This is a genomic window from Allohoeflea poritis, from assembly GCF_027889715.1.
In the GTDB taxonomy this organism is placed as follows: Bacteria; Pseudomonadota; Alphaproteobacteria; order Rhizobiales; family Rhizobiaceae; genus Hoeflea_A; species Hoeflea_A poritis.
Window position 1 is genome coordinate 170,875 of record NZ_JAPJZH010000007.1, and the last position, 24,818, is coordinate 195,692.

28 protein-coding genes are annotated in these 24,818 nt (G+C 62.0%); 12 read left to right on the plus strand and 16 right to left on the minus strand.

Annotated features, from left to right (window positions below):
* Positions 1-23: 23 nt before the first annotated feature.
* The 8 genes from OOZ53_RS13140 to OOZ53_RS13175 all read right to left on the minus strand — a co-directional run bounded on the left by OOZ53_RS13140 (position 24) and on the right by OOZ53_RS13175 (position 8,455).
* Positions 24-515, minus strand: coding sequence for a GNAT family N-acetyltransferase (locus OOZ53_RS13140; RefSeq protein WP_271090046.1), 492 nt, complete (start codon positions 513-515; stop codon positions 24-26).
* A complete protein-coding gene (tsaB, locus tag OOZ53_RS13145) occupies positions 512-1,192 on the minus strand; it encodes a tRNA (adenosine(37)-N6)-threonylcarbamoyltransferase complex dimerization subunit type 1 TsaB (RefSeq protein ID WP_271090047.1) in 681 nt (226 codons plus the stop codon). The genes OOZ53_RS13140 and tsaB overlap by 4 nt, the downstream gene beginning before the upstream one ends.
* Before the next feature lie 64 nt (positions 1,193-1,256).
* Positions 1,257-1,823, minus strand: a complete 567-nt coding sequence (locus OOZ53_RS13150; RefSeq protein WP_271090048.1) for a NifU family protein — start codon at positions 1,821-1,823, stop codon at positions 1,257-1,259.
* Positions 1,824-1,950: 127 nt separating this feature from the next.
* Positions 1,951-2,442 carry a universal stress protein gene (locus OOZ53_RS13155; RefSeq protein WP_271090049.1) on the minus strand — a complete coding sequence of 164 codons (492 nt, stop codon included), beginning with the start codon at positions 2,440-2,442 and terminating at the stop codon, positions 1,951-1,953.
* A 77-nt stretch (positions 2,443-2,519) separates the two neighbouring features.
* Positions 2,520-3,584: a tryptophan--tRNA ligase gene (gene trpS / locus OOZ53_RS13160; protein ID WP_271090050.1), complete on the minus strand. Its 1,065-nt coding sequence runs from the start codon at positions 3,582-3,584 to the stop codon at positions 2,520-2,522.
* Positions 3,585-3,661: 77 nt separating this feature from the next.
* A complete protein-coding gene (locus tag OOZ53_RS13165) occupies positions 3,662-4,051 on the minus strand; it encodes a VOC family protein (RefSeq protein WP_271090051.1) in 390 nt (129 codons plus the stop codon).
* A 1-nt stretch (position 4,052) separates the two neighbouring features.
* On the minus strand, positions 4,053-5,624 hold the full coding sequence (murJ, locus tag OOZ53_RS13170; protein ID WP_271090052.1) for a murein biosynthesis integral membrane protein MurJ: 1,572 nt from the start codon (positions 5,622-5,624) through the stop codon (positions 4,053-4,055).
* A complete protein-coding gene (locus tag OOZ53_RS13175; RefSeq protein WP_271090053.1) occupies positions 5,621-8,455 on the minus strand; it encodes a [protein-PII] uridylyltransferase in 2,835 nt (944 codons plus the stop codon). Before OOZ53_RS13175 ends, murJ begins: the two co-directional genes overlap by 4 nt.
* Positions 8,456-8,565: 110 nt before the next feature.
* On the opposite strand from OOZ53_RS13175, the gene OOZ53_RS13180 reads away from it, so the two are divergent.
* Positions 8,566-9,468 carry a ribokinase gene (locus OOZ53_RS13180; RefSeq protein ID WP_271090054.1) on the plus strand — a complete coding sequence of 301 codons (903 nt, stop codon included), beginning with the start codon at positions 8,566-8,568 and terminating at the stop codon, positions 9,466-9,468.
* A 12-nt stretch (positions 9,469-9,480) separates the two neighbouring features.
* Here the strand turns inward: OOZ53_RS13180 and OOZ53_RS13185 are convergent, their stop codons facing one another.
* Positions 9,481-10,434, minus strand: a complete 954-nt coding sequence (locus OOZ53_RS13185; protein ID WP_271090055.1) for a nucleoside hydrolase — start codon at positions 10,432-10,434, stop codon at positions 9,481-9,483.
* A 148-nt stretch (positions 10,435-10,582) separates the two neighbouring features.
* On the opposite strand from OOZ53_RS13185, the gene OOZ53_RS13190 reads away from it, so the two are divergent.
* On the plus strand, positions 10,583-11,008 hold the full coding sequence (locus OOZ53_RS13190) for an Hsp20 family protein (protein ID WP_271090056.1): 426 nt from the start codon (positions 10,583-10,585) through the stop codon (positions 11,006-11,008).
* An 88-nt stretch (positions 11,009-11,096) separates the two neighbouring features.
* On the plus strand, positions 11,097-11,351 hold the full coding sequence (locus tag OOZ53_RS13195) for a BQ00720 family protein (protein ID WP_271090057.1): 255 nt from the start codon (positions 11,097-11,099) through the stop codon (positions 11,349-11,351).
* A 61-nt stretch (positions 11,352-11,412) separates the two neighbouring features.
* Here the strand turns inward: OOZ53_RS13195 and ptsN are convergent, their stop codons facing one another.
* The 6 genes from ptsN to OOZ53_RS13225 all read right to left on the minus strand — a co-directional run bounded on the left by ptsN (position 11,413) and on the right by OOZ53_RS13225 (position 16,589).
* Positions 11,413-11,877 carry a PTS IIA-like nitrogen regulatory protein PtsN gene (gene ptsN / locus OOZ53_RS13200; RefSeq protein ID WP_271090058.1) on the minus strand — a complete coding sequence of 155 codons (465 nt, stop codon included), beginning with the start codon at positions 11,875-11,877 and terminating at the stop codon, positions 11,413-11,415.
* 73 nt (positions 11,878-11,950) lie between these two features.
* On the minus strand, positions 11,951-12,523 hold the full coding sequence (gene hpf, locus OOZ53_RS13205; protein WP_271090059.1) for a ribosome hibernation-promoting factor, HPF/YfiA family: 573 nt from the start codon (positions 12,521-12,523) through the stop codon (positions 11,951-11,953).
* A gap of 300 nt (positions 12,524-12,823) precedes the next feature.
* Positions 12,824-14,344, minus strand: a complete 1,521-nt coding sequence (gene rpoN / locus OOZ53_RS13210) for an RNA polymerase factor sigma-54 (RefSeq protein WP_271090060.1) — start codon at positions 14,342-14,344, stop codon at positions 12,824-12,826.
* A 141-nt stretch (positions 14,345-14,485) separates the two neighbouring features.
* Positions 14,486-15,301: an LPS export ABC transporter ATP-binding protein gene (gene lptB / locus OOZ53_RS13215; RefSeq protein ID WP_271090150.1), complete on the minus strand. Its 816-nt coding sequence runs from the start codon at positions 15,299-15,301 to the stop codon at positions 14,486-14,488.
* A 148-nt stretch (positions 15,302-15,449) separates the two neighbouring features.
* Positions 15,450-16,004, minus strand: coding sequence for an LptA/OstA family protein (locus tag OOZ53_RS13220; protein WP_271090061.1), 555 nt, complete (start codon positions 16,002-16,004; stop codon positions 15,450-15,452).
* A 27-nt stretch (positions 16,005-16,031) separates the two neighbouring features.
* Entirely contained in the window at positions 16,032-16,589 is a 558-nt protein-coding gene (locus OOZ53_RS13225; protein WP_271090062.1) for a hypothetical protein, read from the minus strand.
* 356 nt (positions 16,590-16,945) lie between these two features.
* Between OOZ53_RS13225 and sppA the strand changes: the two genes are divergently transcribed.
* From sppA to lhpI, 4 genes are all read left to right on the plus strand, one after another.
* Positions 16,946-17,914 carry a signal peptide peptidase SppA gene (gene sppA / locus OOZ53_RS13230; RefSeq protein ID WP_271090063.1) on the plus strand — a complete coding sequence of 323 codons (969 nt, stop codon included), beginning with the start codon at positions 16,946-16,948 and terminating at the stop codon, positions 17,912-17,914.
* 20 nt (positions 17,915-17,934) lie between these two features.
* The gene (locus OOZ53_RS13235) at positions 17,935-18,219 is read left to right on the plus strand and encodes an integration host factor subunit beta (protein ID WP_271090151.1); all 285 of its coding nucleotides are present in this window, start codon (positions 17,935-17,937) and stop codon (positions 18,217-18,219) included.
* 128 nt (positions 18,220-18,347) lie between these two features.
* Positions 18,348-18,689, plus strand: a complete 342-nt coding sequence (locus tag OOZ53_RS13240) for a LapA family protein (protein ID WP_271090064.1) — start codon at positions 18,348-18,350, stop codon at positions 18,687-18,689.
* A 19-nt stretch (positions 18,690-18,708) separates the two neighbouring features.
* The gene (lhpI, locus tag OOZ53_RS13245) at positions 18,709-19,692 is read left to right on the plus strand and encodes a bifunctional Delta(1)-pyrroline-2-carboxylate/Delta(1)-piperideine-2-carboxylate reductase (protein ID WP_271090065.1); all 984 of its coding nucleotides are present in this window, start codon (positions 18,709-18,711) and stop codon (positions 19,690-19,692) included.
* Here lhpI and OOZ53_RS13250 read toward each other — a convergent pair.
* A complete protein-coding gene (locus tag OOZ53_RS13250) occupies positions 19,680-20,129 on the minus strand; it encodes an SRPBCC family protein (protein ID WP_271090066.1) in 450 nt (149 codons plus the stop codon). The genes lhpI and OOZ53_RS13250 overlap by 13 nt on opposite strands.
* Positions 20,130-20,276: 147 nt before the next feature.
* Here OOZ53_RS13250 and OOZ53_RS13255 point away from each other — a divergent pair, with 147 nt between their 5' ends.
* The 5 genes from OOZ53_RS13255 (at position 20,277) to olsB (ending at position 24,755) form a co-directional block, all read left to right on the plus strand.
* A complete protein-coding gene (locus OOZ53_RS13255; protein WP_271090067.1) occupies positions 20,277-21,362 on the plus strand; it encodes a class I SAM-dependent methyltransferase in 1,086 nt (361 codons plus the stop codon).
* On the plus strand, positions 21,359-22,195 hold the full coding sequence (locus OOZ53_RS13260) for a TrmH family RNA methyltransferase (protein ID WP_271090068.1): 837 nt from the start codon (positions 21,359-21,361) through the stop codon (positions 22,193-22,195). Before OOZ53_RS13255 ends, OOZ53_RS13260 begins: the two co-directional genes overlap by 4 nt.
* 2 nt (positions 22,196-22,197) lie before the next feature.
* Positions 22,198-22,713, plus strand: a complete 516-nt coding sequence (gene lspA, locus OOZ53_RS13265) for a signal peptidase II (protein ID WP_271090069.1) — start codon at positions 22,198-22,200, stop codon at positions 22,711-22,713.
* A gap of 39 nt (positions 22,714-22,752) precedes the next feature.
* Complete coding sequence (gene acuI / locus OOZ53_RS13270) at positions 22,753-23,748, plus strand: acrylyl-CoA reductase (NADPH) (RefSeq protein ID WP_271090070.1); 996 nt, start codon at positions 22,753-22,755, stop codon at positions 23,746-23,748.
* A gap of 194 nt (positions 23,749-23,942) precedes the next feature.
* Positions 23,943-24,755, plus strand: coding sequence for a l-ornithine N(alpha)-acyltransferase (gene olsB, locus OOZ53_RS13275; RefSeq protein WP_271090152.1), 813 nt, complete (start codon positions 23,943-23,945; stop codon positions 24,753-24,755).
* The last annotated feature ends 63 nt before the right edge of the window (positions 24,756-24,818 follow it).

Consider the following 24,818-nt stretch of genomic DNA (forward strand, 5'->3'; position numbering starts at 1 on the left):
CGTTCGCGATTTCACGGACTGGCCTACCCAAGATCGAGCCGCATGACAAGCGCCGTGGTCTTTGCTCCACCGCCGTTGTCGTAATAGGCGGCGCGCTCGGAGACTTTTGAAAATCCGATTTTCCTGTAGAGCGCGAGGGCGGCGTCGTTGCCATCGTCAACCTCGAGGAACAGACTCGCCGCGCCTTCGGCACGCAGATGCCGCAAGACCGCTCCCATGAGCCGCCAGCCGATCCCCGCGCGCTGGTGCCTCGGATGAACCGCGATCGTCAGGATTTCCGCCTCGCCCTCCACCAGACGCGCCAGCACGAAGCCGCCCGGCTGGGCCCGCCTTCCGGACTGTCTTGCCATGAATCCGAAGACCGGTTCCTGCGCCAGGAGCGCCTGTATCTCGCCATCGGTCCAGGCGCGTGCAAAGCCCGCTCCGTGCAGGGCCGAGGCCTCGGCACAGTCCGAAGCGCGCATCGGCACAATCTCGAACTCGACATTGCGGCGGAACAGGGATGGCGCGGTCATGATGCCGGAACCTGGCGCGGCAGTGCGAAGCCCGTTTGCGGCTTGGCATCCGCGCCCCTGAGATAAAGCGGCTTCGGTGCATCTTCGGAAGGTTGTTTTTCGGCCGCACACCGGGCGATACGAACGATGTCCGCTTTGGCATCGTGGTCGGCAACCTCCAGCGCCGCGCCTTCCCCGGCCTTTGCGACGAGCCGTGCGCCGGACCCGAGAAGAAACGCGCCGTGCTTGCGCGCAAGGTCTGCGGCCGCTTCGCAAGGCATCGCTGCCGGCGCGGACACCGCCGCGCCCTTGCCGTCGAAGAGCTGTGCATAGACTTCGCCGCGCCTGGCATCCTGTACGATCAGGACGGGACGGCCGCGCGGGACGTCCGGAATCTGCGCCTCGAAAACCGAAATGCCGACAACCGGCCGGGACAAGGCAAGCGCCAGCCCGCGCATTGCCGAAACACCCACCCGCACACCGGTGAAGGAACCGGGGCCGATGCAAACGCCGAGCCGCCCGATATCATCATAGGCCGTGGAAGCCGCGCCCAGCGCCTGGTCAATGACCGGAAACAGGCGCTCCGCATGGCCGCGGCCGATATCCTCGATCGCCTGACCCAACACAGCCTCGTGTGCGGCATCGTAGACGCAAGCCGCGCAAAGACGCGCAGAGGTATCGATTGCCAAGGTGATCATGGGCCTTATCGATTGCAGGATCGTCCATGCCGGAAATCATTGCGGGCCGGCGCGCCATGGACCGTCAGACCGCCTCCACTTCCTGCACTTCCGGAATGAAATGACGCAACAGGTTCTGGATGCCGTGCTTGAGGGTTGCCGTCGACGACGGGCAACCCGCGCAGGCCCCCTTCATGTGAAGGAATACGCGGCCTTCCCGGTACCCCTTGAAGGTGATGTCGCCTCCGTCCTGGGCGACGGCGGGACGCACGCGGGTGTCAAGGAGTTCCTTAATGGTGGCGACGATGGATTCGTCAGCCTCATCGTAGAACTCGCCTTCGTCACCGAAATCCGACTCGGAAGCGGCGCTGTTCATGACCGGCGCGCCGGACATGAAATGCTCCATGATGGTTCCCAGGATCGCCGGCTTGAGATGCTGCCATTCCGCACCGTCCTTGGTGACGGTGATGAAATCATAGCCGAAGAAAACGCCGGTCACGCCGGGAACGGCGAACAGCCTTTCCGCCAGGGGCGAGGCTTCGGCAGCACTTTCGGCATCGCGAAAATCGGCGGATCCGCCCTCAAATACCACTTTTCCCGGCAGGAACTTCAAGGTCGCCGGATTGGGTGTGGCCTCGGTCTGAATAAACATCGGATGTGCTCCTTGGCGGCGGCGCGAGCGCAGCTGCGAACCGCCTGAAATCTGGGTGGAAAATAAGGCACAAGACCGGCGACTTCAAGCATTGACGCGGCAACCGCGAAGAAGGCGGCGGCGCGCGTCAGCTCAGAGCTTCTATATCCTCGTCGCTCAGGGCGTCCGGAATCACCGTGACAGGAATCGGAAAAGCTGCGCCGCGTCCCGCAATCGAAGACACAAGCGGTCCCGGCCCTTCCTTCGCGGAGCCCGAGGCCAGCACCAGGATGGCAATGTCCTGGTCTTCCTCGATAAGGGCGTGGATCTCGTCGGTGGTCTTGCCGGAGCGAATGATCAGCTCGGGCTCGATGCCCACGCTCTCGCGCACCTGAGCGGCAAAGCGCTCGAGAGCCGCATCGGCTTCCTCGCGCGCCTCGGCCTTCATGATTTCCTCGACACCGAGCCAGTGCTGGAAGTCTCCGGGTTCGATCACAAAGATCAGCACAAGCACACCATTGGTGCGCTTGGCGCGGGCGGCGGCGTAGTGAACCGCGCGCTCGCATTCGGGCGTATCGTCGATCACAGCCAGGAACTTCCGGCGGTGTCCTTCTTCCCTGGATAGTCGCTTCGATACCATGGCGCGGAGTTTGCCATTCGCCTCACGGGTGGGCAAGCGTTAGTTTGCAATGCTCCCCAGCCGCCATACTCGGCGGCTCAACCCAGCAGGCCGATGATTTCCTTGACTTCTTTCATGGTCCTGTCGGCGATTGCACCAGCCCGCTCGCCGCCATCCTCCAGCACGGCGTCGATATGGGCCGGATCATCCATGAGCCTGCGCATCTCCGCATTGATCGGTGACATGACGCTGATGGCAAGCTCGGCGAGCGCCGGCTTGAAGGCCGAGAATTGCTGGCCGCCAAATTCGGAAATGACCGCCTCGCGAGTGGTATCGGACAGGGCCGCGTAGATGCCGACGAGGTTCTCGGCTTCCGGGCGTCCCTCAAGCCCATCGACATCGCCGGGCAATGGTTGCGGATCGGTCTTGGCCTTGCGGATCTTCTTGGCGATGGTGTCGGCATCATCCGTCAGATTGATGCGCGACAGGTCGGAAACGTCCGATTTCGACATCTTCTTCGTGCCGTCCCGCAGGCTCATGACGCGGGGCGCCGGGCCTTCGATCAGCGGTTCGGTCAGCGGGAAATAGCCGTTGACGCGCTCCTCGCCGACCAGCATGTCGACGCCGAGGCCGGCCTCGGCGATGCGCTGCGAAAAATCGATGTTGAACTTCTGGGCAATGTCGCGGGTCAGTTCCAGATGCTGCTTCTGGTCGTCACCGACCGGCACATGGGTGGCGCGGTAGAGCAGGATGTCGGCGGCCATCAGGCTCGGATAGGCAAGCAGACCGAGCGACGCATTCTCGCGGTCCTTGCCGGCCTTGTCCTTGAACTGGGTCATGCGGTTCATCCAGCCGATGCGGGCGACGCAGTTGAAGATCCAGGCAAGCTCGGCATGACCGGGAACACGGCTCTGGTTGAAGACGATATGCGCCTTCGGATCGATTCCCGATGCCAGGAAGGCGGCGGTGATGGCGCGCGTCTGGCCGGCCAGATCGTCATGGACAAGCTGTGCCGTCAGGGCGTGCAGGTCGACAACGCAATAGATGCAGTTGTGGCTTTCCTGCAGCGCGACAAATTTGCGGATGGCGCCCAGATAGTTGCCGAGATGGAGATTGCCTGTCGGCTGCACCCCGGAAAAGACGAGCGGCTTGAACTCGGACATGGATAAACCTGAAAATTGTTCGAAGTCTGGATGACGCGGCGGGTTATGCACCGCCACCGTCCGGTTATCAAGGAAATTCAGGCGGCGGGCTGCAGCAGGTCCCATTTGTTGCCGAACGGATCCATGAACACGGCAACCGTGCCGTAGCTCTCCGTCCGCGGCGCTTCCAGGAACACGACCCCCTGTTCGCTCATGCTTTCGTGGTCGCGGGCAAAGTCATCGGTGAACAGGAAAAAGCCGACCCGGCCGCCGGTCTGATCGCCGATACGCGCGGCCTGCCGCTCATTCCCCGGTTCGGCAAGGAGCAGCGCGGTCCCGTTGCCGCCCTTCGGACGGACCAGGACCCAACGCACGCCGCCGCCCAGATCGGTGTCCGTTACCAGTTCGAAGCCGAGTTTTCCGACATAAAAGGTGATCCCCTCGTCATAGCTCGGAACAAGCAGGGACACATTTGCGATTGTCGGCATGTCAGCCTCCCGTTTTCTGTCTGCGTGAAACCAGCGAAAGAAGCTGTCGGCGGTCCATCGCGCCGGTCAGGAGCACGAATGCGAAATAGATGAACGCGCCGGCAATGACGACTGCGAGCATCAGCGCGATGCGCAGCAAAAGACCCCCGTCCATGAGCGCCGTCCCGATGCTCGTCATGATCAGATACAGCACGAGACCCATGACGGCGCTGCCGGCAATGATAAGCCCGATGCGCCGGCTGGTGAGCGCCGTCGGGCGGAATTGCCCGTTCCGGTAAAGCGCGCCGCCAAGCAGCGCCACATTCACCCAGCCGGCCAGCGACGTGGCGACGGCAACGCCCATGACACCGATCAGCGGAAACAGGATCAGACTGCCGGCGACATTGATCGCGGCATTGGCGCCGGCGAACCACATCGGCGCACGCATATTTTCGCGCGCGTAGAAGGAGGGCGTGAAGATCTTGTTGAGGACGAAGGCCGGCAGCCCCGCCGCAAAGGCGGCCAGCACGCCGGCGGTGATCATTGTCGTCTCGCGCACGAACTCGCCGCGCTCGAAAAGCAGCGCGACGATGGGCGCCGGAATGATCGCGAAGGCGACCGCTGCCGGGACCGTCAGGCCAAGACCGAATTCAAGGCTGCTGTTTTGCAGGTCCTGGACCGCTTGCGTGTCGTCGTCCTTGAGCGCCCGGGACAGTTCCGGCAAGAGCACGACACCGACGGCAATACCGATGACGCCGAGCGGCAGCTGGATGATCCTGTCGGCATAATTGACGATTGAGATGGCGCCATTGTCGCCGGATATGATGATCTGCCCGATCAGAAGGTTGAGCTGTGTTATTCCGCCGGTAATGGCGGCCGGCAGGGCCAGCCATAAAAGGCGCCGGACCGGCGCCGTAAGGCGCGGACGGCTGATGCGGATATGAAAGCCCGTGTTGCGCACGCCATAAACGAGAAGCGCGAACTGCAGGACGCCGGAAACCATGACGCCGATCGCCATGGTAATGCCGATCGTCCGCGGCTCGACACCGCGGCCGACCGCGAAGAGCAGCACCGCGACAAGCACGACGTTGAGCAGAACCGGGCTGATCGCCGCGAGGAAGTATTTCCGGTAGGAATTTAGAATACCGGACAGCATCGCCACGAGCGACATCGCGGCAAGGTACGGGAACATGATGCGCGTGAAAATCACCGTGAGATCGAACTTCTCCGGGATCTCGACGAATTTCGGCGCGATCACGGTCGCCACCAGCGCCGGCATGAAAATCATCGCGAAGGCCGAAAGGGTGATCAGGATAAACAGCAGCACCGACAGGACCTGGCGGGCGAAGGCCTCCGCCGCCGCCGTTCCGCCGCCTTCAAGCTCCTTGGCGAATAGCGGGATGAAGGCCGAATTGAAGGCCCCTTCCGCGAACAGCCTGCGGAACAGGTTTGGAAAGCGGAAGGCGGCGTAGAACGCATCGGACACCGGCCCGGCGCCAAGCGTATAGGCGATGAGCGCCTCGCGCACAAAACCGAGCACGCGGCTCGCCATGGTCGCAGAGCCGACACTGGCGAATTTCCGGAACAGGCTCATTTCTGGCTGACCCGCCTGCGTTTTTCCGTCGGCGGCGCGATGATTCCCTGCGGCATCTTGTGACGCACATCCTCCTCGATGCCGGCGAGAACGGCCTTGAGCCGGGCAACAATATTGGCGTGCCTGTTTTCATTGGTGATTTTGTGGCCGAACAAATCCGTCACATAGAAGGTATCGATCACCTTCTCGCCGAAGGTCGTGATGTGCGCGGAGGCGATGTCGAGCGACAGATCGGACAGGACCTCGGTGATTTCCGACAGGAGGCCGGTGCGGTCGAGGCCCTCGAGTTCGATGACGGTGAAGAAGTTCGACAGATTGTTGTTGATGCTGACCTTCGGGGTAACGGTGAAGGGCCGGGATTTGCGGCGGCTCTTCGTGCGATGGGCAATGACCTCGGGAAGATGCTTCCGGCCGGCGAGCACTGCTTCGATCATGGCGCCGATCCGTTCGGCGCGGCGCAATTCGTCCTCGTCCTGGTCGAAGGCGCGATTGATCAGGATGGTGTCGAGCGCCCGTCCGTCGGCGGTGGTGAAGACCTGCGCATCGGCAATGTTCGCGCCGGCCGCGGCACAGGCGCCGGTGACGATCGAAAGCAGCCGCGGATGGTCCGGCGCGAAGACGGTGATCTCGGTGATGGCGTGGAACGAATGCGTGCGCACCATGGTGGCGAGCGGCTTGCCGGCCTTGATCGTGCTCCTGATGAACTCCGCGTGACGGATCTGGTCGTTCAATTCGACGGTCAGGAGATAGGGAATGTAGTGCAGCTTGAGATAGTCCTCACGCTCGTCATCCGGCCAGTCGGAGAGCGCTTCGCCGAGCAGGATACGCGCCTCCTCGGCCCGCTCCCTGCCCGATACGGCCGAGAACCCGCCCGAGAGCATCAATTCGGTTTCGCCGTAAAGCGTGCGCAGGAGCTGGCCCTTCCAGCCGTTCCAGACCCCGGGGCCGACAGCGCGAATGTCGCAGACCGTGAGCACCAGAAGCAGGCGCAGCCGGTCGAGCGACTGCACCGTCTCGGCGAAGTCCTCGATGGTCTTGCGGTCGTGGAGATCGCGCGACTGGGCGATCATCGACATCGACAAATGCTCGCGGACCAGCCAGGCGACCGTGTCGGTCTGCTCCGGGCTGAAGCCGAAGCGCGGGCACAGTTTGCGCGCCACCTTGGCACCGGCGACAGAGTGGTCCTCCGGCCGGCCCTTGGCGATGTCATGCAACAGGAGCGCCATATAGAGGACCTCGCGGTCCTCGATATCGGGAAGGATGCTGACCGCCAGCGGGTGCGCCTCCTGCTCCAGCCCCTGCTCGATGCGCGACAGCACCTCGACGGCGCGCAGAAGATGCTCATCGACGGTGTAGTGGTGATACATGCTGAACTGCATCATCGACACGATGCGCCCGAATTCCGGAATGAACCGGCCGAGCACGCCCGCCTCGTTCATCCGGCGCAGGATCAGCGCCGGCCGTCGGCGCGAGGTCAGGATCGACAGGAACAGCCGGTTCGCCTCCTCGTTGTCGCGCAATTTTGCGTCGATCAGCGACAGGGAGCGGGTAGCGAGTTTGAGCGCGTCCGGATGGAATTCCAGGTCGTGGATATCGGCGAGGTGAAACAGCCGGATGATGTTGACCGGATCGCGCCGGAACACGTCCTGATCGATCACGGTGATGCGGCCATGATCCTGCATGAATTCCAGCGTGCCCGGCACCTTGCGCGGGCGGTTGGCAAGACGCCGGAAGACGCGGGAGAAACCCGGCGCCTCCTTGGCCTGCTCGTCCTCCAGCGCCGCGCACAGGATGCGGGTCAGATCGCCAACATCCTTGGCGACGAGGAAATAGTGCTTCATGAAGCGTTCGACGGCGGAAAGGCCCGGATGATCGTGGTAGCCGAGATCGGCGGCAATTTCGCGCTGGATGTCGAATGAGAGCCGCTCCTCGGATTTTCCGGTCAGGAAATGCATGTGACAGCGAACGGCCCAGAGAAAGTCCTCCGATTTCTCGAAACGGTTGGCCTCCCGCCGAGACAGGACGCCGAGTTTCACCAGGTCGCGCAAGGACTGGACCCGGTAGTAATATTTGACCAGCCAGAACAGGGTCTGAAGGTCGCGCAGGCCACCCTTGCCTTCCTTCACATTCGGCTCGACCAGATAGCGCGTGTCGCCGGCCTTCTGGTGGCGCACATCGCGTTCGGCCAGCTTGGCCGCGATGAAAGCGCGGGCGCTGTTGCGCACGACTTCCTCGTCGAAGCGTCTTTCCATGCCGTCATAAAGCTGTTCGGCGCCGCACAGGAAACGTGCATCGAGCATGGCGGTTCGGATCGTCATGTCGCTCTGCGACAGGCGGATGCACTCGTCTATATTGCGGGTTGCGTGACCGACCTTGAACCCCATGTCCCACAGCATGTAGAGCACATATTCGACCACCTGTTCGGTCCAGGGCGTCTGCTTGTAGGGCAGGATGATCAGGAGATCGATGTCGGACCCCGGCGCAAGCGTGCCACGCCCGTAGCCGCCGACGGCCGCCAGGGCCAGATGCTCCGAGGTCGACGGATTGAGGACCGGATAGGCGTGCGTGGTGGCGAAGGAGAACAGCGCCCGGATGATTTCGTCCTGCAGCAGCGACAGCCGGCGGGCGCAATCAAGACCGCTGCCGTCCTCGCGCAGCAATTCGGCGATGGTGCGCCGTCCTTCCGTCACCGTCTCCTTCAGCAGCGCGAAAAGGGTGTTGCGTGCGTCCAGCGACGACGCATCCTTGCTCATCGCGGCAATCGAATCGCACCGGTCGCGCAAGGCGGCGACGTTGAGGATCTTCTCGAATTGCAGATCTCTGGAGGTCATGCCCGTCCGGGGTTCGTGGGTCCTGCGAATGTCAACGGCCTTGCTGTAGCGCTTTTTCCGTGAAAGAACCACAGCAAATCAGTCGCGAAGCGCCACGGGGAAATGCCTTCATGATCACAGTGCTCGGCTCGATCAACATGGATCTGATTGGCACCGTCCAGCGCCTGCCGACGCCCGGAGAAACGGTAACGGGAAACACCTTCGCAACCGCCGCGGGCGGCAAGGGCGCCAACCAGGCGCTGGCGGCCGGCCGCGCTGGCGGTGCGGTGCGGATGGTCGGCGCGGTCGGCAATGATCACTTCGCCGAACCGGCACTGGCGCATCTTGCCGCCGAGGGTGTCGACCTTTCGGCGATCCGGCGGGTCGACGGGGCAACCGGCACGGCCGTGATCCTTGTCGAAAGCAGCGGCGAGAATGTCATCGCCGTCATCCCCGGCGCCAATGGCGAAATCAGCGATAACGAGGCGGCCGATGCGGTCGGCGCCATGTCGCCCGACGACCATCTTGTGCTGCAATTGGAGATCCCTGCTCCCGCCATCAGAACCGCGCTGAAGGCGGCGCGCGAACGCGGTGTAATCTCGGTGCTGAACATCGCCCCGCTGACGGATGAGGCGGTGGAACTTGCCGCCGGCGCCGATATTGTCATCGCCAACGAGACAGAGTTCGAGCGCCTTGCCGGCGTCCCGGGCATGGATCCCGACGCCCGGCAGAAAATCCTCATGGAGCTGCACGGCAGATCGGGCCAGATGATTATCGTGACGCTGGGGGCGGAGGGCGTGATCGCAGCCCGCGACGGGTCGCTGCGGCACGCGGCAAGCCTGCCCATCGATCCGGTCGACACGGTTGGCGCGGGCGATACGTTCTGCGGCTATCTCGCCGCCGGTCTCGACCGGGGCGAGCCGTTCGAGACCGCGCTGCGGCGCGCCGCAGCGGCCGGCAGCCTCGCCTGCCTCAAATCGGGCGCGCAACCGGCCATTCCGCATCGCGCGGATGTGGAGGCGGCGAGCGGCTGAAGCGTATTCGGCTCAGAGCTTCCTGATGTGCTCGAACAGCAGGTCGAAAAAGCCTTCGGCATTGACCTCGTGAATGACCAGCGCATTGTGGGGACGGTCGGTCACCTGCCACCAGTCGGTCACCGTCATTCCCTCGGTCAGCGGCGATTCCGTCTCGATCTCGACATTGCAGTACCGGCCGGAAAACAGCTCCGGCCTGAGCAGCCATGCGATGACCGTCGGATCGTGCAGGGGCCCGCCGTCGGTTCCGTATTTGTGCTCGTCATAGCGTTCGAAAAACTCAAGCAGTTCCACGACGGCCCGTGCCACGGGCGTGCCGATGGTGGCGATACGATCGAGGCGCGCGCGCGTCGTCAGAACCTTGTGGGTCACGTCCAGCGGCATCATGACAATGGGAATGCCCGAGGCGAAGACCAGGCGTGCAGCCTCCGGATCCACATAGATATTGAATTCCGCGGCGGGCGTAACGTTGCCGCCCTCGAAGAAGCCGCCACCCATCATGACGATCTGCTTGATCCTGTCGGCGATCTGCGGCGCCTGCTGCAGCGCCAGCCCGATATTGGTCAGCGGCCCCAGGGTGCAAAGGGTGATCTCGCCGGCCGGCTCACGAAGCAGCGTTTCGACGATAAAATCGACACCGTGAAGCGGCTGCAGCGGCATGTCCGGCTCCGGCAGGCTCGGGCCGTCGAGACCGGTCTTGCCGTGCACATATTCCGCGGTGACCAGCGGCCGCTGCATCGGCGACTTGGCGCCGGCATAAACACGGGTGCCCGGCTTCCGGGCCAGTTCACAGATCTTGCGGGCGTTCTTTTCGGTCAGATCCAGCGGAACATTGCCGGCAACCGCCGTGATACCGAGCACCTCCAGCCGCTCGCTGGCGAGCGCCAGCAATATGGCGACCGCATCGTCCTGCCCGGGATCGGTATCGATGATAATTTTGATGGGATCTTCGCTGTCACTGTCCATTTTCTTATCCTTTTCAAAACTATGCGCCGAGCGCGCGGCGATCGCAATATGGTTGCGAAATCAATTTCAGACCCCATATAACAGCGGTGACGGGTGCCGGAACCGGGCCTGTCCGGATGTCGCTTGAAAACAAGGACAGGATGGAAAAATGTCGCGTATGACTCCCTTTTCGAGCCCGCTTCTGCTCGGCTTCGATACGATGGAAAAGACCCTTGAGCGCATTGCCAAGGGCAGTGACGGCTATCCACCTTACAATATCGAACGCATTGCAGCGCATGATTCGAAGGCGGAGACGCTGCGCATCACCTTGGCCGTTGCGGGTTTCTCGCAGGCCGATCTCGAGGTGACGGTTCAGGACAACCAGTTGATCATCCGCGGCCGCCAGGTCGACAATGAGGACCGCGAATACCTGCACCGGGGTATCGCGGCGCGCCAGTTCCAGCGCACCTTCATGCTCGCCGACGGAATGCGCGTGCTCAATGCCGATCTGAAGAACGGCCTTCTGGCCATCGATCTCGTCAAGCCGGAGCCCGAGCGGGCGGCCAAGCGGATCAACATCTCGGTCAGCGAATAACGGAGCCGCCGGCATATCCGTTTCGCAGAATCCACATGTCCGCGGCAGCTTGATGCGCGGGCGCGATCTTCCGAAAGGGCATTTGATCATGACTTTTGAAAGCAAAATCCAAATCAGCAAGGACGAACTGGCGCATCTGGGCGCCGGACAGGTCGGCTATATCCGCAAGATGACGTCGGACGAAGTCCAGGAACAGTTTCCGGGTGTGCCGAAGATGGAATCCGGCATCGACCTGTGGGCACTTTTCAACGCCGACGGCACCCCGCTCTTCCTGAGCGACGATCCGTCGACCGCCTATGTGAAGGCCGCCGAAGACGAAATCAGCCCGGTCAGCGTTCACTGACCGGGGCCGCATCGGGCAAAGCCAAGGGAAAAATGTGCCTGGGGAACAGACGCCCGGCCTGTCAGGCAGCGTTCGAGGTCGGCGAATCGGTCAGGAAGGCATAAATTGCCGCCGCCGATTCGGTCTCGCGCAGCTTGGTGACCATGTCGCCATCACGCAGGACGCGCGCAATCCGCGACAACGCCTTGAGATGATCGGCACCGGCGCCCTCCGGCGCCAGAAGCAGGAATACAAGGTCGACGGGCTGGTCGTCCAGCGCCTCGAAATCCACCGGCTCCGTCAGGCGCGCAAACACGCCGACGATGTTGTTGATCGAAGTGAGCTTGCCGTGCGGGATCGCGATACCATTGCCGACGCCGGTCGAACCCAGGCGCTCGCGCTGAAGGATAACGTCGAAAACCTCGCGTTCGGAAAGGCCGGTCACCTGTGCCGCTTTGGCCGACAGTTCCTGTAGAAGCTGCTTTTTCGAATTGACTTTGAGCGCGGGAAGAACTGCGTCCTGTACAATCAAATCCGCAAGTGACATCGCCTGTTCCTCGAGTGTCGAATTATCGTTACCGCGGGCGGCGTAACGAGCCGCCCGGAATTGTGTAATTTAGCTAAGACTTGATATCGGCAGTATCGATCCAGCCGATATTGCCGTCGTTACGACGATAAACAACGTTCACTTCGTTGTTGCCGGCATTGCGAAAAACCAGAACCGGATTGTCCGTCATATCCAGTGCCATGACAGCGCCTGCTACCGTCATGGTCTTAACGACCTTGGAGGACTCGGCAACAATGGCCGGTGCGTAGTCCTCGGGAAGTTCCTCTTCGTCGGCCGGGCCCGCATCCATCACACGATAGGCCACCTCCGCGCTGTTGGCGTGGTTGCCGGCGTGATGATCCTTCAGCCGCCGCTTGTAGCGCCGCAGCCGCTTTTCGACCCGTTCCGCGGCCGCATCGAAGCTCGCCTGCGGTTCCTGGGCCTGGCCGGTCGCCTGAAGCGAGGCGCCGGTATCGAGATGCACGAGACAGTCGGTAGAAAAGCGTGAACCGGACTTTTCGACGGTCACCTGGCTGGAAAAGCCGCCGTCGAAATATTTGGACACCGCATCGCCGATACGGTCTTCAATGCGCGTACGGAACGTCTCTCCGATTTCCATGTGCTTGCCCGATACGCGTACGCTCATTCTACAACCCTTCTTTTTCTGTTTTTTCTATCTGTTGCTGTCAGTTTATGCGAGTCTGCCACGCCATCCAAGGCGAACGGCGTTCAATTTGACGCTTGTGGGACGTGGCTGTGCAAAACGTCCGGTACCACTCGAGGCCCGTGAGTCTTCTGGCCTGCGGACGCGGCGGCTTTAAGGCCAGCGGATGGAAATGTCAATGCATCGCGACCAAGGAAATGTGCAATCGAACCGGCCAAAATCGGCCCTGTCGCACGATCAGCGCGGAGCTCAGGCGATGCGGCGCCATCGCCGGCCAACGGCCTATCCGCCGGCGCGCGCCAATGCCCTTTTTTCCCGCCGCCGTTGCACCGAGGACGCGATATTCATGGCTTCGCGGTATTTCGCCACCGTGCGGCGCGCGATATCGACGCCATCATCCTTGAGGAGGCCGACGATGGCGTCGTCCGACAGGACCTTCTGTGGCGTCTCGGCTTCGATCAATTGGCGAATTCGATGGCGGACGGCCTCGGAAGAATGGTCTTCGCCATCCGAAGAGGAGGCGATCGATGCGGTAAAAAAGAATTTCAGCTCGAAAATTCCGCGCGGCGTGGCCATGTATTTGTTGGACGTCACGCGGCTGACCGTCGATTCGTGCATGCCGATCGCATCGGCCACCGACTTGAGGGTCAATGGGCGCAGAAACTCCACGCCATGGGCAAGAAACTCGTTCTGGCGCAGCACGATCTCACCGGCGACTTTCAGGATGGTCTTGGCCCGCTGATCGAGGCTCCTCGACAGCCAGTTGGCGTTTTTCATGCACTCGTTGAGATAGTCGCGGTCGACAGTGCTGTTGCCGGCTCCGGCCGAGATCCTGGCAAAATAGGTCCGGTCGATCAGGACGCGCGGCAGCGTCTCGGGATTGAGCTCGACGGACCAGTCGCCGGCGGCAGGCCTGACGATCACATCCGCGACAATGGTCTGGACCTGCGCCGAATCGAAGCGGTTGCCGGGCTTCGGATCGAGCACCCTGATTTCGGCGAGCATGTCGACAAGATCCGCCTCGTCAACGCCGCAGAGCGGCTTCAGCGTCTTGAAATCGCGGCGCGCCAGCAGGTCCAGATTGTCGACCAGCGCACGCATCGCCGGATCGTACCGGTCCCGGCGGCGCAGCTGAATGGCAAGACATTCGGACAGCGAACGTGCAAACAGGCCCGCCGGCTCGAACTCCTGCAGCGCATGCAGCACTTTCTCGATCGCAGCGATATCCACGTCGAGACGCTCGGCAACGGCGGCGGGATCGAAACTTACATAGCCTGCGGGGTCGAGGTGATCGGCAATGTCCGCGGCAATCAACCTGTCCGCAACACTCTGAAACGAATAGATAATCTGCTCATTGACATGTTCACGCAATGTCGGCGGACGAGCGGAATAACCGTCGAGGTCATGATAGCCGTCGGCACCGTTCGAGCCCGCCCCCGGCATGGATTTCCATTGCGATGCAAGCTCTGGCGCATCCGGGACGGCGGCGCCGCTGTCCTCGGGAAAGACGTCCTCGGGCGAGGCATCCAGCCGGTCGGAAATTTCACGGCCATTTTCGCTGAGCTCAGGACGGAACCAGTCCGCATCCTCCGCATCGGGCGCGGCTTCGCCTTCCTGGCGATCGGACCCTGCCGAGCCGTCCGCGCCTGCCCGCTCCAGAAGCGGATTTTTCTCCACTTCCTGTTCGATGTATTGCAGAAGTTCCGTATGGGTCAGCTGCAGCAGCCGGATCGACTGCATGAGCTGTGGTGTCATCACAAGCGATTGATTTTGCCGCGTTTGCAGCGTTGCGGATAACGCCATCTACCCCGGAATACCCTTGACCCTTACACCCAAAACGACCGTATTTCTGACCGCAGCTCAAAAAACTGGCCCAAAAATTGCTTATTGCGCAAAAAAGTCAAGGTGAATCTGATATGGCCGCTCTCACGGGGCCTGAGAGGATCAGAGGCTGAACTCTTCCCCGAGGTAAAGACGGCGCACATCGGTGTTCTCGATGATTTCGTTCGGCCGCCCGTGGGTGAGCACCTTTCCGGTATGGATGATATAGGCGCGATCGATGAGCTTCAGTGTTTCGCGCACATTGTGATCGGTGATCAGAACGCCGATGCCGCGCTGCGTGAGGTGGCGCACCAGGGCCTGAATATCGGAAACGGCAATCGGATCGACGCCGGCAAAGGGTTCGTCAAGCAGCATGAAGGTCGGATCGGACGCAAGGGCGCGCGCGATCTCGAGGCGCCGTCGCTCGCCGCCCGACAATGAAATGGACGGCGCCTTGCGCAGATGTTCGATGCCGAATTCACCCAGCAACTCGTCGAGCTTTCTCTCACGCTCATCCCTTTTGGGCTCCACGACCTCAAGCACGGCGCGAATATTTCCCTCGACGCTCAGGCCGCGAAAGATAGAGGCTTCCTGCGGCAGATATCCGACGCCAAGGCGGGCCCGGCGATACATCGGCATATGCGTCACATCATTGCCGTCGATGCGGATGGTGCCCTCGTCGACCGGCACGAGGCCGGTGATCATGTAGAAACAGGTCGTCTTGCCGGCGCCGTTCGGCCCCAGAAGCCCGACAGCTTCGCCGCGGCGCACACCCAGGGACACGCCGTTGACGACGCGGCGCGCCTTGTAGGTCTTGGTGAGATTGCGCGCGATCAAAGTGCCTTCGAAGCGGTCGCCGTCAGCCTGGCCTTCCGCCTGCCGGTCCCGCTTAGCAACCGCGGCCTTTGTCTCCGCTTCGTCGGTCTTGGCTCTGAACATCGCCGAAATTTGTGCCAATAGCTGTTGCCTTAACTCACAAAATGCCGGACGCGGTTCCACGGAACGCAATCACGGACGGCAGTCCGTTTACCACCGGTTTTCCGGGCTGAAAACCCAGGCAGTCTTCCGCGCACGACACGCGTGTGCCTCATTGGTCCCGCTGTCTCGATTTCGGGTCCAGTTGAATCCGCACACGGTTTCCGCAGCTTTCCAGCTTGGCCTCACCCGTTTTCATGAAAACCGTCAGCTTGCAACCGACGAAAACATTATTGCCCTCGGACAATATGACGCGATCGCCGGTCAGTTCGACGACCTCGGTCTTCATGTCGAAGACCCCGCGATCGGCCGTGGCTTCCTGGTTCTCGGAACGGATATAGATCTTGCCGCCGACATCGATGCGGTCGATACGGGAGGTTCCGGTTGCGGGCGAGCCGCCGTCCTTGGCATAGTAGACTGTCATGCGGCCGGACTGCATCATGGTCTTGCCCTGAACCACCTTGACATTGCCGGTGAACGTGGCCGTTCCCTTCTCGTCCTCGACTTTCAGCTGATCGCTTTCGATCTGAATCGGCTGATCGCCCGACAGCGCCAGGCCTTCAAGACGGCTGCCCGCCGTGTCCTGCGCCTGAGCGGATGAAGCCGTGACGGCCAGTACGGCTGCAAGGACAAAGCGGCGTAATCCGGATCGGACTGTAGGAGACATGCGCGATACCATCGTCAATCGCGGTTATCAGCCGCCGCTCGCATCGGCGGCGGACTGGACCGCACCGGGTTTGATCGTCATCTGGACACCATTGCCAAAGATGACAGTTGCCCCCTTATCGGTCATTGTCAGCGACTGCGCAATGAGCGTGGCCTTCTCCGTTTCGATTTTGACCTGTTTGTCGGACTTCAGACTGTCCGCCTTGATATCGATGTTCGCGGAGTTGAGCTCGGCCTTGACACCGGATTCGGTCGTCACGGAAAAAGGCTGGTCGAAGGTCAGCAACTCCTCATCGCGGTTGTAGATGCCGCTCAATGCGCTGAGCACGGCGACTTCCGTTTCGCCAAGCGGAAAATCGGCCACAATGTCCTCCAGCCGGATGACGGAAGGTGCGGACACGTCCTGCACGGCGCGGCTGGCGGCGACCGAATAGCTCTGGTCGTCGCCGACCTGGCCGGTCATGACCGGGTTGCTCATAATAATCTTGCCGCCTGAAAAGGCTGCCTTGTCGATGGATGCGCCCTCGGGCAGGGCGCGCGAGATCATGGTCGATCCGACAAAAGCCGCCACGGCCAGAAGCGTCACGGCAGGGAACGCCACTTTCAGCAGTCTTACGCGCCGCGAGTGCCGAATCGCTGCAGCATAGTTGCTAGCGGCCCGATCACGCCGATCCGGATTTACCTTCACATTGCCCATAAAAGCCCGTAATCCCCCGGCCGGATTCCCGGCCAACGCTTACACAACATTGTCCAAATCAGCGTCGGACAAAACTTATCACAAGGTTCCGTGCGCATATAGACCCAATGTGGTCTTATTGTGCAGCCGAATCGTTAAAATTACGATTTTTTTCAAATTGCAATTTGTTGTTACGTCGACCGGCATCAATCTGCTATCTCAATGGTCCAATATCAAGACGCTGTTACACGAAATCGGGAAGTACAATGGACCAAAACGGGATTGCTGACCGCAGGCGGCTCAGACGCAAGCTGACCTTCTGGCGCGTCATCGCCTTTGTCGTCGTCATCGCCGGCATCGCCGGGCTGGTCTTGAGCGGCAGCCCGTCCGACCCCATCGGCGGAAAATCCGCCGACCATGTCGCGCGGGTAACCATTTCAGGCGTCATCACCGACAATACGGAAATGGTCGAGCGCCTTGACAACATCCGCAAGAGTGAGCGGGTGAAGGCGCTGATCGTGCGGCTGGAATCGCCCGGCGGGACCTCCTATGGAGGCGAAACGCTCTACAAGGCGGTGCGTGCCGTGGCCGCCGACAAGCCGGTGGTCGCCGAAGTGCGGACCCTGGCGGCATCGGCAGCCTACATGGTTGCCTGCGGGGGCGATTATATCGTTGCCGGGGACACATCGATCGTCGGCTCGATCGGGGTGATCTTCCAGTACGCCCAGGTCGCGGACCTGCTGGAAAAGGTGGGCGTATCCGTACAGGAGATCAAATCCGCACCGCTCAAGGCCGAGCCGTCGCCGTTCCACCAGGCCAGCCCGCAGGCGAGAGCGATGATCCGCTCGATGGTCAATGATTCCTACAACTGGTTCGTCGACATCGTGGCCGAATGCCGCGGCCTGTCACGGACCGATACGCTGAAACTCGCGGACGGAAGCATCTTCACCGGAAGGCAGGCGGCCGATAACGGCCTGGTCGACATCATTGGAGGCGACACGGAAATACGTACCTATCTGAGCGACAAGGGCGTGGCGGATTCGTTGAAAATCGTCGAATGGGAACGGCCGAAATCGCGCGGCGAACTGCTCTTCGGCAATGCCATCATCCGCCTGCTGAGCGCCTGGCGGGGCGACGCCATTCCTTTTGCCGATCAGTTTCAGCAACTGATCGATCGCAAGTTGTTCCTTGACGGCCTTGTTTCCGTTTGGCAATTTGGCTCGACAGAAAATTAGCACGGATGAGGGGAACAACCGTGATCAAGTCGGAGTTAGTGCATATCATTGCCGCCCGAAATCCGCACCTTTACCATCGCGACGTGGAAAACATCGTCAATGCCATCCTTGACGAGATCACCGATGCGCTCGCCGACGGCAACCGGGTGGAGCTCAGAGGCTTCGGCGCCTTTTCCGTCAAGAACCGTCCGTCGCGGTCTGGCCGTAATCCGCGAACCGGCGAAGCCGTGTTCGTTGAAGAAAAATGGGTTCCTTTCTTCAAGACCGGCAAGGAGCTGCGTGAGCGGCTCAACCCGGAGAATTGATCCGCAGCCCCGTCTGGCCTACAGCCGATTGCAGTGTTATTCGTGACCGGATACCGGTGGGTCCGATTGTTGACATCGACCTTGACCGACCCCAACTCCGTATTGGCTGACAAACAGGTTCGCACGCCATGGCCAGAAAACTGATCAATATCGTCATCCTTGTACCGGTCGCGATCATCCTGATCGTTCTTTCGGTCGCCAATCGGGGAACCGCCACCCTGGCGCTCAACCCGTTCGATCCGGGCGACACGGTGCTTTCCGTAAGCGCGCCGTTCTTCGTGTTCCTGTTCCTTGCCGTGATGATCGGCATGGTGATCGGGTCGCTGGCGACATGGTTCAGACAGGGCAAATACCGCAAGAAGGCGCGCCAGGAAGCCAAGGAAGCGGTTCGCTGGCACACCGAGGCCGACCGCCAGCGCGAGCGCGCCGAGGCGGTTTCGGGCGGCGGCAACTCCCTGACATCGGCCTGACAGACGGCGGATTGATCCGGTGAAAATCATCTCGGCACAAGAGGTCGACGACCTGCTGGACTTTCCTGCCCTGATCCGGGCGCTGCGGGACGCATTCACCGGCGGGGTGCGGGCTCCGGTCCGCCACCACCACACGATCGAGCGCAAGGAAGGCAGCGACAGCACAATGCTGCTGATGCCCGCCTGGAGCGATTTTGCCTCCGGTCAGATCGAGGGAAACGGCTTCACCGGCGTGAAAATCGTCTCGGTCAGTCCGGACAACAACGCCGTCGGCCTGCCGGCCGTGATGGGCGTCTACCTGCTTTCGGACGGCACGACCTGCGCGCCGCTGGCGCTTATCGACGGCCAGAAACTGACCCTGTGGCGCACCGCCGCCGCTTCTGCGCTCGCCGCCGGGTTCCTGGCGCGCGAGGACGCGGAGAAGCTGGTGATGATCGGCGCCGGAAAACTGGCGCCCTATCTCATCCGTGCCCACGCATCGATTCGGCCGATCAAGGCCGTGACCCTGTGGAACCGCAACCGGGCCAATGCCGAACGGCTTGCCGACGAACTGGCCGGCGAGGATTTCGACATCGCGGTGACGGACGACCGGGCCGCTGCGATCGGCGAGGCCGATATCGTCTCGGCCGCGACGATTACCGCCGAGCCGCTCATCGAAGGCGCGTGGCTTTCTCCGGGCGCCCATCTCGATCTTGTCGGCGCCTTCACGCCGGCCTTGCGTGAAAGCGATGACGAAGCCGTGCGCCGTTCCAGCCTCTTCGTCGACACGTTCGACGGGGCACTCAAGGAAGGCGGCGATCTCGTCCAACCGCTGGAATCGGGCCTCATTCACCGCTCCGACGTTGTGGCGGAGCTGGCGATGCTGTGCCGCGGCGAGCATACCGGGCGGATCGGACCCGACGAGATCACGCTGTTCAAGTCAACCGGCGCGTCCCTGGAGGATTTTGCCGCCGGCTGCCTCGTTTGGCAGCGGTTTCAGCAGGGGGCGGGTCAGGAGGACTGACCCCCGACGATCTCCCCGAAACTTGCGAAGAACTGGCCGGCGAGCTTCTTCGATGTCGAATCGATCAGCCGCGAGCCGAGTTGCGCCAGCTTGCCGCCGACCTGCGCCTTGACGTCATAGGTCAAAACCGTTTCGGCACCGTCCTCGCGCAGTGCCACATCGGCTCCGCCCTTGGCAAAGCCGGCAATGCCGCCCTTGCCCTCGCCGGTGATCGTATAGCCCTCCGGCGGGCGAATGTTTTCGAGCGTCACGGAGCCCTTGAAGGTCGCGGACACCGGCCCGACCTTCAGCTTCACCGCGGCGGACATTTCATTCTCGCCGGTCATTTCCAGCGACTGGCATCCCGGAATGCACTGTTTGAGGATTTCCGGATCGTTGAGCGCCGCCCAGACCGCTTCCCTTGAAGCCGCGATGCGTTCTTCGCCTTGCATTTCCATTTTTTGTCCCTTCCTCCCGGTGGCCGGGCCTCAATCATTCTGCCTCGTTTAAACTATGCGTCACAAAACGCCTTTGCCAAGGGGAACTCAAGTGCTATTTGCAGTCATCGGCAAGAGCCGGCCAGGAAAACGGATCGGACGGATTTCTTGAAGGAAAAACAACGCGGAAACACGCGGCAAAAGCGGCACCGAACGGCCGGGAAACGATCCTCGACCGGTTCCCGCCCGCCCGTTCGGCAGGCAGGCGGGCGCGCCAACCAGCCCGCGAAATCGGCAGCCCGGGACCCGCAACCGATAACCGCGCCACTGCAGGAGCGGCCACGGCGCAATGGCCAGAGGCCGGCCGAAAACGTTCCGGTCATCCTGGAGACGCCCGCAACCGACGGCTACAGCCTTATCGACACCGGCCATGGCGCGAAGCTCGAGCAATACGGACCCTACCGGATCATCCGCCCGGAATCACAGGCGCTGTGGCCGAGGGCCATGGAAAAGGAGACATGGCAATCGGCGGACGCCGTCTTCACCGGGGACACGGACGAGGATGGCATGGGCCGCTGGCGCTTTCCGGCGGCTGCGCTCGGCGAAACCTGGCCGATGCGGCTCATGGATGTCGACTTCCACGGGCGTTTCACATCGTTCCGCCATGTCGGCGTTTTTCCCGAGCAGATCGCCCACTGGCGCTGGATGCGCGAGACCATCGCGGCGGCCGGACGGCCGATCAAGGTTCTCAATCTCTTCGGCTATACCGGGGTCGCCTCGCTGATCGCCGCCGCGGCCGGCGCCGAAGTCACCCATGTCGACGCGTCGAAGAAGGCGATCGGGTGGGCCCGGGAGAATCAGGTGCTGGCGGGGCTGGAGGACAGACCGATCCGGTGGATCTGCGACGATGCGATGAAATTCATCGCCCGGGAGGAGCGGCGCGGCAAGGGCTATGACATCATCCTGACCGATCCGCCGAAATTCGGCCGCGGGCCGAATGGCGAAGTCTGGCAGCTGTTCGATCACCTGCCGGCCATGCTCGACATATGCCGTTCGATCCTCGCCGACCGCCCGGTCGCGCTGGTGCTGACCGCCTATTCCATCCGCGCCTCGTTCTATTCGATCCACGAGCTGATGTGCGAGACCATGCGCGGGGCCGGCGGCACGGTCGAATCGGGCGAGTTGATCCTGCGCGAGCAGTCGGCCGGGCGCGCGCTCTCGACCTCTCTCTTCAGCCGCTGGGTGGCGTCATGAACCGCACCCCGCTCGGCCGCGTCGGACAGGTCAAGCAAATCACCAGCCTGAGCAATCCGGTCATCAAGGAGATCCGGGCGCTCGGCCTCAAGAAGAACCGCGACCGGTCATCGAGCTTCATGACCGAGGGGCTGAAACTGGTGATCGACGCGCTCGACCAGGGCTGGCAGATCCGGACGCTGGTCTATGCAAAGGACGCCAAGAGCAACGCGAATGTGGAAAATGTGGCGGCGCGGACGGTTGCCGCCGGCGGGCTGGTCCTCGAGGTGCCGCAGAAAGTGCTCGGCGCCATCACGCGACGCGACAATCCGCAAATGGTCTGCGGCGTCTTCGAGCAGCGCTACACGGCGCTCAAGGACATGCACCCGAAACCAGGCGAGACGTATATTGCGCTGGACCGGGTTCGCGACCCGGGCAATCTCGGAACGATCATCCGGACAGCAGATGCGGCCGGCGCCAGCGGGTTGGTTCTCGTCGGGGATTCGACGGATCCTTTCTCGCTGGAGACGATCCGGGCAACCATGGGCTCGATCTTTTCCGTGCCGGTGGCCCGGTCCGACATTGACGGCTTCCTGAAATGGCGCGATGCACGGGATGCGCTGCTCGTCGGCACGCATCTGGACGGAGCGATCGACTATCGGACAATTGACTATGCCGCCGCACCCACCATCCTGCTGATGGGCAACGAGCAGGCCGGCCTGCCCGCCGGCCTTGTCGAGCGTTGCGACCGGCTGGCGCGTATTCCGCAGAGCGGGCGGGCCGATTCGCTGAACCTTGCGGTGGCAACTGCTGTTATGCTGTTTGAAGCCCGCCGACACCTGCTGGAGGTCTGACCATGAAAGCCGTACGGTCTCTTTTTTCCCGCCCGCGTTTCGCGATGGGACTTGTCGCGGTGCTTGTGGCAATCGACCAGACCGTCAAATGGGCCGTGGAAAAATACCTGCCGCTGCGGGAGATGGTGGATGTGCTACCCGTGCTGGCGCTGTATCACACGCAGAATGAGGGCATCGCCTTTTCCATGCTGACATTTGTCGGCGAGAAGTGGCTGATCGCGCTGATGCTGCTGGTGATCGCCTTTGTCGCCGTGCTTTGGGCGAAGAGCAGCCCGAAGCGGTGGATGAGCCAGACCGGCTTCGCCTTCATCGTCGCGGGTGCCATAGGCAACCTAATAGACCGGTCGGTGCATGGCTATGTCATTGATTATATTCTGGTTCACACCCAAAGCTGGTATTTTGCCGTGTTCAACCTGGCCGACTCGTTCATCACCGTCGGCGCCGCGGCGATTATCATCGACGAGTTGTTCGGAAAGTGGATTTACCGGAGCGATCCGGCGGAATCGGAAAATTCTTGAAACCTGCGCGGCTTAAAGCCCGCAACCGGAGGAACAAACATGCAGGAACCGTTCAAGGCCATCCTTATCACGCGCGATGACGACAAGGTGCAGAGCGTAGAGACTCGCGAGATTGGCCTTGCCGAGCTGATGGACGGCGATGTCGTCGTCGAGGTCGAAGCGACAACGGTCAACTACAAGGACGGGCTTGCAATCACCGGCAAGGCGCCGGTGGTTCGCAGATGGCCGATGGTGCCCGGGATCGACTGCGCCGGCACCGTCGTGCAGTCGGACCACGAAGGATACAAGGAAGGCGACCAGGTCATTCTCAATGGCTGGGGCGTCGGCGAGACCCATACGGGCGCCTATGCGCGCTATGCACGGCTGAGCGGCGACTGGCTTATCCATAGACCGTCGGGCCTGAGCGCTCTTGACGCGATGGCCATCGGCACCGCCGGATACACCTCGATGCTGTGTGTCATGGCCCTGGAGCGCTATGGCATCACACCCGCTTCCGGGCCGATCCTTGTCACCGGCGCCAATGGCGGGGTCGGTTCCGTCGCCATCTCGATCCTTTCGAAACTCGGCTACGAAGTCGTCGCCTCGACGGGCCGGCCCGACGAGGCGGAGTTTCTCAGGTCGCTCGGCGCTTCCGAGATCATCGACCGTGCCGAACTTTCAGAGCCGGGCCGGCCGCTGGGCAAGGAACGCTGGGCGGGCGGCATCGATTCCGTCGGCAGCCACACGCTTGCCAATGCGCTGTCGATGACCCGCTATGGCGGCGCGGTGGCCGCCTGCGGCCTGGCGCAGGGCGCGGATCTGCCGGCGACCGTCATGCCTTTCATCCTGCGCGGCGTCGCGCTTCTCGGGGTCGATTCCGTCATGGCACCGAAGCAGCGTCGCGAAGAGGCCTGGAGCCGGCTGACACAGGACCTCGACCTTTCCAAGCTGCATGCTCTATCGAAAACGATCGGCTTTGATGATATTATCGATACCGCGAAGGCGCTGATCGACGGAAAGGTCAGGGGCCGGGTCGTTGTCGATATGAAAAAGTGATTGCTTAACGAGGGTGAACAAAAAAGGCGCGGACAACTTATCGTGGCAGGGCCGTGGCGCTATGTCACCGCTTTGTCGCATTGTTCTGCTTAATGGGCGTCAAGACATTACCACAGGATTGAACAGCCATGACACTGAACTTGCGCCAAACACCGCCGGCCAAGGGCGCCGCGTCGAATCCGGCGCTTGAAGTGATGGGCGGGGAAACCGCGATTCTCGGCCGAATCGGCGACCTGGAGACGCGCCTTGCCTGCACGCAGGCGGAAATCGATGCCGCGCAGGCCGTTCGCTTCGAGGTTTTCGCAAAGGAAATGGGAGCCGTCCTGCCGCCCGAATCGATGCGCAAAGGCCGCGACATGGACGCATTCGATGCTGTCTGTGACCATCTCCTGGTCATTGACCGGTCGATCGTCGGCAGCTCGGAAGAGCAGATCGTCGGCACCTACCGCCTTTTGCGGCAGGAGGTTGCGCGCGCCAATGACGGCTTTTATTCGACCTCCGAATTCGCCATCGCCGATATGCTGGCCCGGCACCCGGAAAAAAGGTTCCTGGAGCTTGGGCGCTCATGCGTTCTGCCGAAGTACCGCACCCGCCGGACGGTCGAACTGCTGTGGCAGGGCAATTGGGCCTACTCGCTTGAGCACGGTATCGACGCCATGTTCGGCTGCGCCTCCATGCCGGGCGTGCAGCCCGAGGCGCATGCCCTGCCGCTCTCGTTCCTGTATCACAATTGCCTGGCGACCGGCTCCTGGGCGGTCAGCGCGCGGCCGGAACTCTACAACAATATGGACCTGATGCCGAAGGAAGCCGTCGATACGCGCAGCGCGATCTCGGCCATGCCGCCGCTGCTGAAAGGCTATCTGCGCCTTGGCGCGATGGTCGGCGACGGCGCGGTCATCGACCGGGCATTCGGCACCACCGACGTCATGGTCGTGCTGCCGATTTCCAAGATCAGCGATCGCTATCTCAACTATTACGGCGCCGACGCCAGCCGCTTCGCTTCCTGAGGAACACACGCGGTAAATGATCGAATGCAAGATGGGGCGGGTCTGATGATGACCCGCCCTTTT

Excerpts from the sequence above, each read along its gene's own strand:
- OOZ53_RS13140 (WP_271090046.1), bottom strand. The coding sequence starts at position 515 with ATGACCGCGCCATCCCTGTTCCGCCGCAATGTCGAGTTCGAGATTGTG.
- tsaB (WP_271090047.1), bottom strand. The coding sequence starts at position 1,192 with ATGATCACCTTGGCAATCGATACCTCTGCGCGTCTTTGCGCGGCTTGC.
- OOZ53_RS13150 (WP_271090048.1), bottom strand. The coding sequence starts at position 1,823 with ATGTTTATTCAGACCGAGGCCACACCCAATCCGGCGACCTTGAAGTTC.
- OOZ53_RS13155 (WP_271090049.1), bottom strand. The coding sequence starts at position 2,442 with ATGGTATCGAAGCGACTATCCAGGGAAGAAGGACACCGCCGGAAGTTC.
- trpS (WP_271090050.1), bottom strand. The coding sequence starts at position 3,584 with ATGTCCGAGTTCAAGCCGCTCGTCTTTTCCGGGGTGCAGCCGACAGGC.
- OOZ53_RS13165 (WP_271090051.1), bottom strand. The coding sequence starts at position 4,051 with ATGCCGACAATCGCAAATGTGTCCCTGCTTGTTCCGAGCTATGACGAG.
- murJ (WP_271090052.1), bottom strand. The coding sequence starts at position 5,624 with ATGAGCCTGTTCCGGAAATTCGCCAGTGTCGGCTCTGCGACCATGGCG.
- OOZ53_RS13175 (WP_271090053.1), bottom strand. The coding sequence starts at position 8,455 with ATGACCTCCAGAGATCTGCAATTCGAGAAGATCCTCAACGTCGCCGCC.
- OOZ53_RS13180 (WP_271090054.1), top strand. The coding sequence starts at position 8,566 with ATGATCACAGTGCTCGGCTCGATCAACATGGATCTGATTGGCACCGTC.
- OOZ53_RS13185 (WP_271090055.1), bottom strand. The coding sequence starts at position 10,434 with ATGGACAGTGACAGCGAAGATCCCATCAAAATTATCATCGATACCGAT.
- OOZ53_RS13190 (WP_271090056.1), top strand. The coding sequence starts at position 10,583 with ATGTCGCGTATGACTCCCTTTTCGAGCCCGCTTCTGCTCGGCTTCGAT.
- OOZ53_RS13195 (WP_271090057.1), top strand. The coding sequence starts at position 11,097 with ATGACTTTTGAAAGCAAAATCCAAATCAGCAAGGACGAACTGGCGCAT.
- ptsN (WP_271090058.1), bottom strand. The coding sequence starts at position 11,877 with ATGTCACTTGCGGATTTGATTGTACAGGACGCAGTTCTTCCCGCGCTC.
- hpf (WP_271090059.1), bottom strand. The coding sequence starts at position 12,523 with ATGAGCGTACGCGTATCGGGCAAGCACATGGAAATCGGAGAGACGTTC.
- rpoN (WP_271090060.1), bottom strand. The coding sequence starts at position 14,344 with ATGGCGTTATCCGCAACGCTGCAAACGCGGCAAAATCAATCGCTTGTG.
- lptB (WP_271090150.1), bottom strand. The coding sequence starts at position 15,301 with ATGTTCAGAGCCAAGACCGACGAAGCGGAGACAAAGGCCGCGGTTGCT.
- OOZ53_RS13220 (WP_271090061.1), bottom strand. The coding sequence starts at position 16,004 with ATGTCTCCTACAGTCCGATCCGGATTACGCCGCTTTGTCCTTGCAGCC.
- sppA (WP_271090063.1), top strand. The coding sequence starts at position 16,946 with ATGGACCAAAACGGGATTGCTGACCGCAGGCGGCTCAGACGCAAGCTG.
- OOZ53_RS13240 (WP_271090064.1), top strand. The coding sequence starts at position 18,348 with ATGGCCAGAAAACTGATCAATATCGTCATCCTTGTACCGGTCGCGATC.
- OOZ53_RS13250 (WP_271090066.1), bottom strand. The coding sequence starts at position 20,129 with ATGGAAATGCAAGGCGAAGAACGCATCGCGGCTTCAAGGGAAGCGGTC.
- OOZ53_RS13260 (WP_271090068.1), top strand. The coding sequence starts at position 21,359 with ATGAACCGCACCCCGCTCGGCCGCGTCGGACAGGTCAAGCAAATCACC.
- lspA (WP_271090069.1), top strand. The coding sequence starts at position 22,198 with ATGAAAGCCGTACGGTCTCTTTTTTCCCGCCCGCGTTTCGCGATGGGA.
- acuI (WP_271090070.1), top strand. The coding sequence starts at position 22,753 with ATGCAGGAACCGTTCAAGGCCATCCTTATCACGCGCGATGACGACAAG.
- olsB (WP_271090152.1), top strand. The coding sequence starts at position 23,943 with ATGGGCGGGGAAACCGCGATTCTCGGCCGAATCGGCGACCTGGAGACG.